Source organism: Undibacterium sp. TC4M20W (assembly GCF_049340245.1).
Lineage (GTDB): Bacteria > Pseudomonadota > Gammaproteobacteria > Burkholderiales > Burkholderiaceae_D > Undibacterium.
Map to the genome: position 1 here is coordinate 80,301 of NZ_JBMPPI010000008.1, position 13,181 is coordinate 93,481.

General features: G+C 48.2%; 11 protein-coding genes. 5 read left to right on the plus strand and 6 right to left on the minus strand.

Going from position 1 to position 13,181, the window contains the following annotated elements:
* Positions 1-20: 20 nt before the first annotated feature.
* Together clpA and clpS are read right to left on the minus strand one after the other, a co-directional pair.
* Positions 21-2,321: an ATP-dependent Clp protease ATP-binding subunit ClpA gene (clpA, locus tag ACO0LL_RS12420; protein ID WP_422951173.1), complete on the minus strand. Its 2,301-nt coding sequence runs from the start codon at positions 2,319-2,321 to the stop codon at positions 21-23.
* Positions 2,318-2,626: an ATP-dependent Clp protease adapter ClpS gene (gene clpS / locus ACO0LL_RS12425; RefSeq protein WP_422951174.1), complete on the minus strand. Its 309-nt coding sequence runs from the start codon at positions 2,624-2,626 to the stop codon at positions 2,318-2,320. Before clpS ends, clpA begins: the two co-directional genes overlap by 4 nt.
* 397 nt (positions 2,627-3,023) lie before the next feature.
* Here clpS and ACO0LL_RS12430 point away from each other — a divergent pair, with 397 nt between their 5' ends.
* The 3 genes from ACO0LL_RS12430 (at position 3,024) to ACO0LL_RS12440 (ending at position 5,423) form a co-directional block, all read left to right on the plus strand.
* Positions 3,024-3,227, plus strand: a complete 204-nt coding sequence (locus ACO0LL_RS12430) for a cold-shock protein (RefSeq protein WP_110257373.1) — start codon at positions 3,024-3,026, stop codon at positions 3,225-3,227.
* 190 nt (positions 3,228-3,417) lie between these two features.
* On the plus strand, positions 3,418-4,785 hold the full coding sequence (locus tag ACO0LL_RS12435; RefSeq protein WP_422951175.1) for a cache domain-containing protein: 1,368 nt from the start codon (positions 3,418-3,420) through the stop codon (positions 4,783-4,785).
* Positions 4,782-5,423, plus strand: a complete 642-nt coding sequence (locus ACO0LL_RS12440; protein ID WP_422951176.1) for a response regulator transcription factor — start codon at positions 4,782-4,784, stop codon at positions 5,421-5,423. Before ACO0LL_RS12435 ends, ACO0LL_RS12440 begins: the two co-directional genes overlap by 4 nt.
* Before the next feature lie 111 nt (positions 5,424-5,534).
* Here ACO0LL_RS12440 and ACO0LL_RS12445 read toward each other — a convergent pair whose 3' ends face one another.
* From ACO0LL_RS12445 to icd, 3 genes are all read right to left on the minus strand, one after another.
* The gene (locus tag ACO0LL_RS12445) at positions 5,535-6,764 is read right to left on the minus strand and encodes a hypothetical protein (protein WP_422951177.1); all 1,230 of its coding nucleotides are present in this window, start codon (positions 6,762-6,764) and stop codon (positions 5,535-5,537) included.
* A 22-nt stretch (positions 6,765-6,786) separates the two neighbouring features.
* Positions 6,787-9,702 (minus strand): DUF3857 domain-containing protein, encoded by a 2,916-nt coding sequence (locus ACO0LL_RS12450; RefSeq protein ID WP_422951178.1) that lies wholly within the window; start codon positions 9,700-9,702, stop codon positions 6,787-6,789.
* A gap of 371 nt (positions 9,703-10,073) precedes the next feature.
* Positions 10,074-11,327 carry an NADP-dependent isocitrate dehydrogenase gene (gene icd, locus ACO0LL_RS12455; RefSeq protein WP_422942419.1) on the minus strand — a complete coding sequence of 418 codons (1,254 nt, stop codon included), beginning with the start codon at positions 11,325-11,327 and terminating at the stop codon, positions 10,074-10,076.
* Positions 11,328-11,687: 360 nt separating this feature from the next.
* Between icd and ACO0LL_RS12460 the strand changes: the two genes are divergently transcribed.
* Together ACO0LL_RS12460 and ACO0LL_RS12465 are read left to right on the plus strand one after the other, a co-directional pair.
* Entirely contained in the window at positions 11,688-12,233 is a 546-nt protein-coding gene (locus tag ACO0LL_RS12460; RefSeq protein ID WP_422951179.1) for a pseudouridine synthase, read from the plus strand.
* Positions 12,234-12,378: 145 nt separating this feature from the next.
* Positions 12,379-12,555, plus strand: coding sequence for a hypothetical protein (locus ACO0LL_RS12465; RefSeq protein WP_422951180.1), 177 nt, complete (start codon positions 12,379-12,381; stop codon positions 12,553-12,555).
* A gap of 269 nt (positions 12,556-12,824) precedes the next feature.
* On the opposite strand, the gene rpsT is transcribed toward ACO0LL_RS12465, so the two are convergent.
* Positions 12,825-13,088 (minus strand): 30S ribosomal protein S20, encoded by a 264-nt coding sequence (gene rpsT / locus ACO0LL_RS12470; protein ID WP_162040741.1) that lies wholly within the window; start codon positions 13,086-13,088, stop codon positions 12,825-12,827.
* Positions 13,089-13,181: the final 93 nt, after the last annotated feature.

The following is a 13,181-nucleotide window of genomic DNA, read 5'->3' on the forward strand; positions in this document are numbered from 1 at the left end:
CGGGGCAGACAAGGGTGGAATTATTCTACTTCTACCACCTCTTGAGATGCCTCAGGTGGGGTGGCATCGCCTTCAGAAAATTCCAGTTTGACCTGGTCTTTATCATCAAGATCGACAATCACACGTCCGCCTGTCACCAGCTTACCGAATAAGAGCTCATCCGCCAAGGCTTTACGTATCATATCCTGTATCAATCGTGCCATAGGGCGGGCACCCATCAAAGGATCGAAGCCTTTTTTGCCGAGGAACTTGCGCAGGTTTTCAGTAAATGTGGCTTCAACTTTTTTCTCATGCAATTGCTCTTCGAGCTGCATGAGGAACTTATCGACCACACGCAAGATGATCTCTTCGTCGAGTGCGCGGAAGCTGATAATGGCATCCAGACGGTTACGGAACTCAGGCGTAAACATGCGTTTGATATCAGCCATTTCATCGCCAGCTTCTTTGCTGTCGTTGAAACCGATAGAACGTTTTTGCAAACTTTCAGCGCCCGCATTTGTCGTCATGATAATAATGACATTGCGGAAATCTGCCTTGCGACCGTTGTTATCTGTTAACGTGCCATGGTCCATCACCTGCAACAAGATGTTGAAAACATCAGGATGGGCTTTTTCAATTTCATCCAGCAACAACACGGCATGTGGTTTTTTGGTGATGGCCTCAGTCATCAAACCACCCTGATCAAAGCCGACATAACCCGGAGGCGCACCAATCAGACGGCTGACGGCATGACGCTCCATATATTCAGACATGTCAAAGCGGATCAGCTCTATACCCAGGGTAAAGGCCAATTGCTTGGCAACCTCGGTTTTACCAACACCGGTAGGACCGGAAAACAGGAAAGAACCAATAGGCTTATCTGTCTTGCCGAGACCAGCACGTGCCATCTTGATCGATGAAGCCAGTGCTTCAATTGCAGGCTCCTGGCCAAACACGACATTTTTCAGGTCGCGTTCTATGGTTTGCAGCTTGCTGCGGTCATCCTGATTGACGGTCTGTGGCGGAATACGGGCAATTTTCGAAATGATGTCTTCGATATCGGCCTTGCCTATGGTTTTCTTTTGCTTGGACTTGGGCAAAATACGCTGCGCAGCACCAGCCTCGTCGATGACATCAATAGCCTTGTCAGGCAAATGGCGATCATTGATGAAACGTGCCGACAGTTCTGCCGCCGTCGTCAGCGCAGATGCTGAATACTTGACGTTATGATGCTCCTCAAACTTGGATTTCAAGCCGCGCAAAATTTGCACAGTTTGCTCTACCGTTGGTTCATTGACATCGATCTTCTGGAAGCGGCGCGCCAGAGCATGGTCTTTTTCAAAGACGCCACGGTATTCTGTGTAAGTGGTCGCACCTATGCATTTCAGTTGTCCACTGGACAAGGCTGGTTTCAAGAGGTTGGACGCATCCAGCGTACCGCCCGATGCTGAGCCAGCACCAATGATGGTATGAATTTCATCAATGAACAGAATGCCGTTGGGCGTGTCTTTCAACTGCTTGAGCACGCCCTTGAGACGTAACTCGAAGTCGCCACGGTATTTGGTACCGGCCAGCAAAGCGCCCATGTCCAGAGAATAGACAACGGCGTTTTGCAAAATATCAGGTACATCACTCTGGGTGATACGCCATGCCAGGCCTTCGGCAATAGCTGTTTTACCAACACCGGCTTCACCCACCAGCAAAGGATTATTTTTACGGCGACGGCAAAGAATCTGGATAACGCGCTCAACTTCATTGTCGCGGCCTATCAACGGATCTATCTTGCCTTCAGCAGCTGCCTTGTTCAGGTTCTGGGTGAACTGATCCAGCGGATTTTCCTTGGCTTGCGCTTCAGCCTGGTTTTCTTCGCTGCCTTCAGGTGATTTAGGCACTTCGTTATGGCTGTCTTTACGCACACCATGCGAAATGAAGTTGACGACGTCGAGACGTGTCACACCCTGCTGATGTAAATAATACACAGCATGCGAATCTTTTTCACCGAAGATGGCAACCAGTACATTCGCACCAGTCACCTCTTTCTTGCCATTCGATGCTGACTGCACATGCATGATGGCGCGCTGTATCACGCGCTGGAAACCAAGCGTAGGCTGGGTATCAACCTCATTGGTGCCAGGTACGGTGGGGGTATTATCAGTAATGAAATTACCCAGGGTTTTGCGCAAATCCTCGATATTCACTGCGCAGGCTCTTAGCACCTCCGCAGCAGAAGGGTTATCCAGCAAGGCGAGCAGCAGGTGCTCTACCGTGATGAATTCATAACGAGCCTGCCTGGCCTCGACAAAGGCCATATGCAAACTAACTTCCAGTTCTTGCGCAATCATACTTCCTCCATCACACATTGCAGGGGGTGTCCTGCCTTACGGGCGTGCGTTAAAACGAGTTCCACTTTGGTCAGCGCAATATCCTTGGAATAGACACCACATATCCCTTTGCCATCCCTGTGCACCTTGAGCATGATCTGCATGGCAGTCTCACGATCCTTATTAAAATATTCCTGAACGATCGCCACCACAAACTCCATAGGAGTGTAGTCGTCGTTGAGTAAAGTTACCTGATACATGGAAGGCGGTTTTAACTTCTGTGCCTGACGTTCCAGTATCGTACCGTTTTCTTGCTTGTTTCCCATACGTATATTCTAGTACGTTGATTCATTTCAGAGACAAATAATAAGCGAATAAAAACGGCTTAATTTTCTCCTTGGTCAATGTTACGCGCTTTCTGCTTTCCTCGCAGATGGTGATCAATTCCTTTAGATCAAGTTTCAATGGTAAAACTATTTCTTCACATCAAATGTCACGGTATTTTCTTGTCATTAAGTAAAAATACAACAGTACTGCAAAACTACTTGATATGTAACCAGAAGTTTCTTGACTTTAGCTTTTTTTCCGCCAAGAATGATATTTATTGACAAATAAAGTAGTAAATCGTCAATATGAAGTGAGCAGGTCAAGGGGGAGGTAGCGTAGTGCTAGGTTTCTTGCTTTTACGGCTCGTGTGATTAGTTTTTATTTGAAAGATGCATTATGGCAACAGGTACCGTCAAGTGGTTCAATGATTCCAAAGGTTTCGGCTTTATCACTCCGGATGACGGTGGTGAGGATTTGTTCGCCCACTTTTCCGCAATCCAGATGAACGGCTTCAAGACCCTGAAAGAAGGTCAAAAAGTTTCGTTCGAAGTCACGCAAGGCCCTAAAGGCAAGCAAGCTTCCAACATCCAAAACCCTTAATCTTAGATTTTTCTCAGATTTTGGTTTTTTAAAAAGCCCCGCATTGCGGGGCTTTTTTTCGTCCAGTGGCAATTTTCTTATTCCCTTTCACCCCTCCTCTCACTGATTAAATTTTGCTTTAACGGAGTTCAAGGCTAAAGTAGATACCTTTTTCAAATGCATTTATTAAACGCAGGCCCAGATTTCCCCCATGAAGCTCAGGCATAAAATCATCTTGCTGGCTGTTGTCCCGCTGCTGCTGGCTTTTGCCGGCATCGCCATGGCGGTATTTTATCAAGCCACTTTTTTGGCAAAACAGCAAAGAAGCACGATAGAACAAGCCTACATTGCCAGTAAGGAAGCTGAACTCAAGCATTATGTCACCTTGGGTACTGCAGCGATTGCCCACCTTTACAACAGCAAGCAACAAGGCCCGGCCACGCAGGAAGAAGCCAAGAAAATACTGGCTGCCCTGGATTTTGGTGATGATGGTTATTTTTACATCTACGACATGGATGGCAAAAACCTCATGCATCCCCGCCGCCCTGACCTGGTAGGCCAGGACTTGTGGAATATGACTGACCCCCAGGGCAGCCTGACCATACAAAACCTGCTCAACAAGGCCAAGGCAGGTGGTGGGGCCATTCGTTATATGTGGGAAAAACCGTCCATGCAAAAGGTCATGCCCAAACTCGGTTATGTGGTGCACCTGGAAAAATGGGGCTGGATGATGGGTACGGGCATCTACCTTGATGATGTTGATACCGCCCTCAATAAAATTGATGTACAAGTGGCAAAAAACATACAAAGTACCATGTCATGGATTGCTGGCATCGCGATTATCAGTGCCTTGCTGATTGCCCTGTCCGGCCTGGCCCTGAACATCACCGAATCACGGCTTGCCGAAGCCAAGCTCAAGGTGCTCGCACAAAGCGTGGTCAGCTCGCAGGAGGATGAGCGTGCCCGCCTGTCCCGTGACCTGCATGATGGTCTGAGTCAGCTGCTGGTCTCCGTTAAACTGCAAATCGAGTCAGGCCAGGTCAAACTGCATCAAGCCAGTGCGGGGCCGGAAGCCGCCAAGCTATCATTTGCGCGTGCCACCGACCAGCTCAATGAAGCGCTCAGCGAGGTCAGGCGCATCTCGCACAATCTCCGCCCCGCCCTGCTCGATGATCTGGGCCTGGTGGCCGCCTTTGAACATCTGAGCGATGAGTTTGAGCACGCCAGTGGCTTACCGGTCAGCTTTCATGCTTCTGGTGATTTCCATGCACTTGATGAAATCGGCAACACCGTCCTGTTCCGGGTGGCGCAGGAAGCCCTGACGAATATACATAAACATGCCCAGCAAGTCAGCCACGTTAATGTGCACTTGCTCAGCGACGCTGAAAATATCAATCTCATCATCAGCGATGACGGACGAGGCTTTGATATCAAGGGCGTGGCCAACCATCCACACCGTGGCATAGGTCTGAGCAATATGCGTGAACGTCTGGCTGCGATTAATGGCAGTTTGCAATTACAATCCGATACCGGCGGCACTACCGTGACCGCCTGCATACCAAATGGAGACAACCAATGACCGAGCAGATACCGGTCCAGCCTGTACGACAAGTGCATTTATTACTGGTTGATGATCACCCGCTGGTCAGGGACGGCTTAAGAGCAAGGCTGGAGACCATCGCCAGCATCAGAATAGCTGGTGAAGCAGGTACAGCAGAAGAGGCGCTGGCCATCGCTGCCAGCGCCCCTGTAGACTTGATACTGATGGATATTAACCTGGGCACCGGTAATGGCATCAGCCTGACTGCGCGCTTCAAGACCGAGTACCCGCATATCGCGGTGATCATGTTGTCGATGCACGAAAAAACTGAATATGTGAATCAGTCCATACAGGCCGGTGCCCGCGCCTACGTGCTCAAGGATGCGCCCGCCGTAGAAATCATAGAGGCAATCGATACCGTCATCGCCGGGGGCACATATTTCAGCTCAGGCCTGAACCGGCAAACTGCCAGCAGCGATGCCGGCCAGCTTTTGACGCAGAGAGAGCAATCCATCCTGAAATGCATAGCAACTGGCAAATCGAATAAACACATTGCCCGCGAACTGGGGCTCAGCGTCAGGACGGTGGAAACCCACAGGCTCAATATCAAACGCAAGCTCAACATCGAAGGCCAGGCTGACCTTATACGCTATGCCTTGAGCAATGTGATCGTCTGAAGACTGACTGACTCTGAATAGAATTCAAGCCGCACATGCAAATGAGAAGAGCTGAAAAGAGCTATCAAAGATAAATGCCCGCCCCGGATAAATCACGGGCCGCGCTATTTTTTATTTCTTTTTAAACGTCGCCAGAGTGCGGGTACGTTCGTCCAGGTCCTGCTTCTCAAGATCAAGCAAGGCTTGTCTTTCTATATTGATCTGCCTGACCAGACTGTTATATTTATTGACGTCCTGATCATTATCGAAAAGCAAGGTATCACCGTCGATTTTTATTTTTCCGAAACTGCTTTCACAGAGCGCCAATACCTGTTTCTTCAGTTCCAGAAAAGCGCGCAAATGTTCATTTCGCTTTAATCTCGAGTCGAGAATTTCTTCCATATTCTTTTTATTGTTAGCAATGACTTCCTGGCGCTGTTGCGGAGACATGTTGATTCTTTCCAGCGCATCGGTATAGCTTGCACGCAAACTGTCGTAACGCTTGGAATTATTATCAAACATGGTCTCTGCCGCCAGGATAGACAGATTACTATTTTCTATACCTTGACGCGACGTCAGGTTGGCAGGCTTTAACAAGCCCCCGAGGTCCAATGCCTTGAGCTCTTCAGAGAAACGCAAGTTTTGCTTGATATTGGCGCGCAGATATTCAAATGTCAAACGCACTTCCTGATCCAGAGAGCGCTGGCCAGTAAGAGGAATACGTTCAGATAATTTGACGTTTTCATCTATCTCTTCTTTTTCGAGCTTGATGCTGATTTCCATCAACTCGGCAATAACCTGGCGTGCTTGTCGCACCCGGCCCTGCATTTCCTTGCCCGACCAGTTTGCCATTTCTTCATTGCGTTCTTCCTTGCTGTTATTCAGGGCATTGAGCATGCTCAGGAAAGTTGGCGTTGAACGAAAATCATTGACCGCCTTGCGGTCAGCGGGCGAGAGCTTATTGAACTCACTACGCGCCGCATCAAGGCCCTGGTTCATCTCGGTGCGCCAGAGGCGGGTAGAAATTTTAGCGGTAGGCTTGGGCAATTCCTTTAACAGCTTTTGTGCATAATCCGATGAAATATGCTTTGCAAGTACCGTCGATATATGCAAATTGATTGCATCCACAGTAAATGGACGCATATAGATTTCCTGATCAAAATACATTTCAGGTTTTGTCCTGTTGTTATTTTCCAGGTCACGACGGATGGAGTTCTGTATCCCCTGGTCTATACCAAAGATACTGACAATTTGCTGCACGTCCTCAATTGCAGCCGGATCCTTGATCGGTATCCCTGCTGCACCAGCAAACGACACCAGGGACGACAAAAACAGCACTAACAATAATCTACACACCAACATCATTACTCCCTCATTAATAGTTTTATTTATTTTTCTTCAATCGCTCTGCTTCAAACTCAGCCAATGGCCTGTAATCTGCATTGAGCATGCTTTTTTCAAAAGACCTTTGCATGTAAACCAGGGCCTTGATCTTGTTACCGTTAATCATATTCAATTGCGCGATATAGAAGTATGCTTCAGCCAGCGCCATATCCAGCTCATCTCCGGTACGTTTATGCACCTGATGCAATACCTGGTCTTCAGACTTACCACCGGGCTGCGTGGCAGACAACATGTCATTGAGCCAATCGTCACCGCCATCGCTAATGCTCGCTGCTATCACTGACAAATTCTGCCGCCTGAGTGCAAGCTGTCGCATTATGCTGGCGCGCAGTTTGGACTGGCTGCCACTGCTTTTTTCTATCGCTAAAGCAAAACTGTCTGTGGCATCCTTCCATTTTCCCAGGGCATACAGGGACATGCCACGCAACATGTAGAGCCTGCTGTCAGCGGCCTCCATCGACAATAATCGTGCGCTGTCAGCCTCGCTATTCTTGAAGTCAGCAAATGCGAAGTAGGTACTTGCGCGGCAGCGCACATATTCCTGGGTATCCAGGCCATCTTTTTTAGCCATTTGCAAATCCACCAATGCATCAGACTTGCGCCCCACTCGTGCATACGCCAGGCCGCGTTCGCAAAGAGCCAGTGCAGAACTATTGCCGCTAGCGCGCGCTTCATTGATCAGACTGGATTTGTTGCGGATGTCTTCTTCCAGTTGCTCCTTGATTCTCTGCTTCATGGGCATATCAGGCATATCAGACACACCCGGCACATCAGGCACATTAGCCACATCAGGTACCTTACGGGCAGCCGCATCGCGCAAGTCTGTCTTGCGTATCTGTATACTACCTTCCAGCATGACACCGACTTTGCGGGTATTCGCCATGAAATCAACCACGTCCTGCGGCGCTACCCTGTCTTTCAGGCTGCGCAGTTCTACGCTGACCTTGAAGATATTCTGTTTGAAAGTCAAAGTTTCACTTGCCTTGAATGCCGTATCATCAATATTTGTCATCGACGGCGTGTAGTTCGCATTGACCTCTTCTGGCAATCTGGCTTCCAGTTCATAGCGTATCAGCGGCGGATGTGTCGGCACGACCAGGGCTTGCTTGCGCTTGGGGTTTTCGGGAACATAAAAACGTTCACGCATATTCGATGCCTGATAACGCAGCTGCCATCCCGAAGCATTTTTGACCAGCAAACCAGGTATCTGGAATTTCAATTCAATATTGACTGTATTGGCCTGGCGGTTGTCAGCTACAGTGGGGCCAGACTTGAGCTCGGCATCAGGGTACCGCCTTAACACTGAGGCGATATAGGCATTTTTTAATTGGTCCCTGGTTTGCCGTGCCACATAGGAGCGTATCTGCTCTGCTTCTATGCCTGAATATTGATGTGTGACTTGAAATTCGGCCATCCCATCCATTTTATCCAGGCGTATTTTTTCCAGGCGTGCATTGACGGTCGCGGTACCCTCTTCATTTTTGGAAATCGTGGCAAGTTCAAAAGTATCCTTGTTAATCACCAGTACTTCAGCCCCGCCATGTACCTGCCCCATATTGGCAAGTGGCCCGTACTGGGCTGCCCTGGTCGGGTCGAGGTAATAGACTTTGCCATTCACTTTTACCCTGACAATTGCATGATCAAATGCCAAAGGTGAAGGCAGCATTTTTCCGGGCATTGCTGGATTGGATGCAGAAATCAGAACCGGGGACGCCTCTATTCCCAGTTTGCGCAAAATCGTCGATAGCAACAAAGACTTATCCTTGCAATCACCATAACGGCGCGCCAGCACCACATCTGGAGGAAAAGGCTTGTGAGAATTCTCGCCTATGGAAATCGACAGATAACGTATCTCATTCTGTACATAAGCCAGCGCTTGCTGCACAGTCTGGTCTGAGTTGCCGGTACCACGCAGGCCCGCCACGACTTTATCAAGCTCAGCGCTATTAGTGTTCACATCAAACAGATTTTGTGCCCACTGATTGACTTGCTGCCATTGCGAAAACTCTGAAAACTGTATGACCCTGAACTGGAATATGTCATGCGGCACATAGGGCTCAAACTCTATGGCCTTGATCTGATCTGCAGTAAATGTAATGATCTTGCGGCCCGCAATCTGCTCTTCTTTGGTTTGGATATTGCCACTGCCCTGGCCAAGAATGCGGTACTTGACAGGCCTGCTGGCAGGCGTGTTCAGGCGTATGCGCTTGCGTAAAATCGGGTAGCCGTTGTCCCATACCAGGGTCGAGAAGAAATGACCATCAAAAACCGGATTCTGCCCCGTCGTTGAATACGCTATATCGACAATATCGCCCACGCGGATGTCGTCAATCACAATCGACGCTGTGACTGAACCTGTAAAAATACCGGAATCAAGTTCACTTTCCATCTGCAGATAACGGATATCAGCAGTAGTCGTTTTGTCAAATACCTGACTGCCCCGTATGACCCGGATGCTGTGCAAGCCCACTTTTTGATATTCAGGATGAAATGGAATCTCAATCCGGCCCACCTGCGTCAGCATAGAGGCTTCATTTGCCTGCATCATGCGATGCACATAAGTGCTCGCCTGCTTATCTACATAGGTCTGGACATCGGACAGGCGAATCACCAGTGGCGCTGCATTACTGGCATTTGCCACCTGGCTTCCATTATCCAATTCCACCCATGAGGGCACTGGTTCACCGCGTGTCAGGTTTCGTTCAAAGCGCTGGGACTCCTGCGTCCTGCCGCCCGTCTGCACTTCGGTTTGCGCCGCATAGGCACGACTGCCCATAACCAGCAAACAGAGGCAAAAACAGATGCACAGTACAGAAGCAGTACTCTTAAAGGAGATAGAGGATATTTTATTCAGCCTGATCAGTTTGAACAAGGCGGGCGTCATGAATGGCGTCATAAGTATGCGAGGAATGGGCACTTACTTGAAATCCAAGATCAAGATAAGTGAATAGCATTCTGCTGTCATAAGCCACAGGAACACAGACCGGAGTGGTCTCACACGGGTCCCGAAGCCTTGATCCAACAAACTATACCTGCCTTGAAAATCAACTTCGAGATTTGTTTTTCAACTTGATTCTATCAGAATGACATGTTTTTTTGTCTAAAAACCGGTAGAAGAAAACTTCATTAAATCTCACGCTCATGGTGCAGATAAGCGACAAAAAAGCCCCCTGTCGCAAAACAGGGGGCTTTGACTGCGTCTTGACTGTCTGGCCGGATTTATTCCTGCCAAACAAACAAACAAACAAACAAACAGCGGACTCAGATTTACATGTTTTCTATCATGACATCGCCGAAACCGGAGCAAGACACTTGTGTCGCGCCTTCCATCAAGCGGGCGAAGTCATAAGTGACTTTCTTGGCTGTGATGGCTTTTTCTGTTGCGCTGATCAACAGATCAGCCGCTTCCAGCCAACCCATGTGACGCAACATCATTTCTGCGGACAGGATCAGGGAACCTGGGTTCACATAATCTTTACCGGCATACTTAGGTGCTGTACCGTGAGTAGCTTCAAACATGGCGATAGAGTCAGACAAGTTTGCACCTGGAGCAATACCAATACCACCAACCTGAGCTGCCAGCGCGTCAGAGATATAGTCACCGTTCAGGTTCAATGTAGCGATAACGCTGTATTCTGCAGGACGCAACAGGATTTGCTGCAGGAATGCATCAGCGATGGAATCTTTAACAGTGATTTCTTTACCTGTTTTTGGATTCTTGAATTTGCACCATGGGCCGCCGTCGATCAGCTCAGCACCGAATTCTTTTTGCGCCAGAGCGTATGCCCAATCACGGAAGCCACCTTCGGTGTACTTCATGATGTTGCCTTTGTGGACGATAGTCACAGATGGCTTGTCATTGTCGATGGCGTACTGGATCGCTTTGCGTACCAGACGTTCTGTACCTTCGCGGGAAACTGGCTTGACGCCGATACCGGAAGTTTCAGGGAAACGGATTTTTTTGACGCCCATTTCTTCTGTCAGGAACTTGATCAGTTTTTTAACCTGATCAGAGCCTTCAGCGAATTCGATACCAGCATAGATATCTTCAGAATTTTCACGGAAGATGACCATGTCTGTTTTTTCTGGCTCACGCACTGGGGATGGCACGCCTTTGAAATAACGTACTGGGCGCAGGCAGACATACAGGTCCAGCTCTTGACGCAGGGCCACGTTCAGGGAACGGATGCCGCCGCCAACTGGCGTAGTCAATGGGCCTTTGATGGAAACTACGTAGTCTTTCAAGACTTTCAGTGTTTCTTCTGGCAACCAGACATCAGGGCCATATACTTTAGTGGATTTTTCGCCAGCATAGATTTCCATCCAGCTGATTTTGCGTTTGCCGCCATAGGCTTTTGCTACGGCCGCATCAACGACCTTGATCATGACCGGGCTGATATCGACGCCAGTACCATCACCTTCGATGAATGGAATGATAGGATTGTCAGGAACATTCAATGAAAAATCAGCATTGACGGTAATTTGTTTACCTTCAGCAGGTACTTGAATATGTTGATACATCGTTTTCTCCGTAGTTGGGCGATCAAGCGGGTCACGCTTTTCTCATCATTTGCCTTGTATGCGTATATTTTGTAGAGTAATCACTCTTCTATAAGACACAAGACCATCTTTTCGTATTATGCACTACTATTTTACCGTATGCCATCAGTTTGTCAGCTTTGCTGGCGTCACGGCGACTTCGGTTTTCACGTATTACCCAGTTTGAAAATACAAAATGACAAGCTCTGGGACAATCTCACCTGGACAGACACAAAGTAATTGGCATAAGGGAAATTATCTTCGCATACACTCGTTTTTCATATGGCAGACTATGCACCACTGTTCAATCATGCAAGTGCATTTTACGGTTACCATATTGCCATGAAACTGATTTTACTCAACAAACCATTTAATGTGATGTGCCAGTTTTCGGCACACCCCAGCCGCCCTACCCTGGCTGACTATGTCAAGATACCGCACATCTATCCCGCTGGCCGGCTTGACGCAGATAGTGAGGGATTGATATTACTGACTGATGACGGCCAGCTACAAAATCGTATCAGCCACCCCGATCACAAACAGCCAAAAACATATCTGGTACAAGTCGAGGGAACACCCACGCGCGAAGCACTGGAAAAACTGCGTCAGCCTTTGGACCTTGGTGATTTTGTGACCCAGCCCTGCGTCGTCAAACATATATATCCGCCAGAATGGCTATGGCCACGCAATCCGCCGGTACGTGAACGGGCGAACATTCCTACCAGCTGGCTAAGCCTGACTTTATCAGAAGGGAAAAATCGTCAGGTCAGGCGCATGACAGCAGCAGTTGGCTTGCCAACTTTGCGCCTGGTGCGTATCAGCATAGGTGGATATTCACTGGAAACCCACCCCTTATTACCCGGCGAATGGCAAGAAGTTAAAATTTAAATAATGTTTGCACAGAAATTCAGAAAAAAATCCATAAACGTTATAAATTAATTAGAATTCCTGTCAACGCCCGATTCATCGGTAGCGTTATTTGCCTTGATTCAATTGAATCACTCTTAACCAATACTTTATGAAGGACACCAAAATGAAAAAATTGATCGCCGCTCTGGTCGTAGGTCTGTTTGCTTCTGCTGCTTTCGCCCAGGCACCTGCTCCTTCAGCATCCGCTGCTGCTTCTACTGAAGCTTCCAAACCAGCAAAAAAAGCAAAGAAAGCCAAGAAAGCTAAAGCAGCATCTGCATCCGCTTCTGCATCCATGTAATTCTGTCGCTTTTCAGTACAGAAGCAAGGCAGGCTTATCACCTGCCTTTTTTTACGCCTGAAATTATTGACCGGCAGTTTTAAGGGCGTGCTTAAAGAACTCCAGCACGCGTCAAACATGCATCAAGCTACAAATGCAAATCATAGAAACAAAAACACGATAAAGAAGCGACAAAAAGCAAAAGCCGCAATAAATTGCGGCTTTTTTTCACTTCAGGCAGTCAAGTCAGCACATTAGCACTAACTTACAGCTTTAGAAGCAGGCTTAAATTAAGCCAGTGCTTTCAAAGCAGATGCCAGACGGCTCTTATGGCGAGCTGCCTTGTTTTTGTGAATGATTTTCTTGTCAGCGATACGGTCGATAACCGATACGGAGCTTTGGAAAATTGTTGCTGCAGCAGCTTTATCACCAGCTTCGATTGCTTTACGAACAGCTTTGATCGCTGTGCGCAGCGTAGAGCGCTGGCTAGAGTTGTGTGCATTCAGTTTAACTGCTTGACGAGCACGTTTGCGTGCTTGTGCGGTATTTGCCATGAGATTTCCTAAACGTGGTCAAAGCGACGAGGTCAAAACATTTGATTTAAATGCCACGCCGCAAAAATTCTATACAGCTTTGCAGTATAACCG

What these genes read in the sequence shown, in the direction of transcription:
- clpA (WP_422951173.1), bottom strand. Translation starts at nt 2,321, where the DNA reads ATGATTGCGCAAGAACTGGAAGTTAGTTTGCATATGGCCTTTGTCGAG.
- clpS (WP_422951174.1), bottom strand. Translation starts at nt 2,626, where the DNA reads ATGGGAAACAAGCAAGAAAACGGTACGATACTGGAACGTCAGGCACAG.
- ACO0LL_RS12430 (WP_110257373.1), top strand. Translation starts at nt 3,024, where the DNA reads ATGGCAACAGGTACCGTCAAGTGGTTCAATGATTCCAAAGGTTTCGGC.
- ACO0LL_RS12435 (WP_422951175.1), top strand. Translation starts at nt 3,418, where the DNA reads ATGAAGCTCAGGCATAAAATCATCTTGCTGGCTGTTGTCCCGCTGCTG.
- ACO0LL_RS12440 (WP_422951176.1), top strand. Translation starts at nt 4,782, where the DNA reads ATGACCGAGCAGATACCGGTCCAGCCTGTACGACAAGTGCATTTATTA.
- ACO0LL_RS12445 (WP_422951177.1), bottom strand. Translation starts at nt 6,764, where the DNA reads ATGTTGGTGTGTAGATTATTGTTAGTGCTGTTTTTGTCGTCCCTGGTG.
- ACO0LL_RS12450 (WP_422951178.1), bottom strand. Translation starts at nt 9,702, where the DNA reads ATGACGCCATTCATGACGCCCGCCTTGTTCAAACTGATCAGGCTGAAT.
- icd (WP_422942419.1), bottom strand. Translation starts at nt 11,327, where the DNA reads ATGTATCAACATATTCAAGTACCTGCTGAAGGTAAACAAATTACCGTC.
- ACO0LL_RS12460 (WP_422951179.1), top strand. Translation starts at nt 11,688, where the DNA reads ATGAAACTGATTTTACTCAACAAACCATTTAATGTGATGTGCCAGTTT.
- ACO0LL_RS12465 (WP_422951180.1), top strand. Translation starts at nt 12,379, where the DNA reads ATGAAAAAATTGATCGCCGCTCTGGTCGTAGGTCTGTTTGCTTCTGCT.
- rpsT (WP_162040741.1), bottom strand. Translation starts at nt 13,088, where the DNA reads ATGGCAAATACCGCACAAGCACGCAAACGTGCTCGTCAAGCAGTTAAA.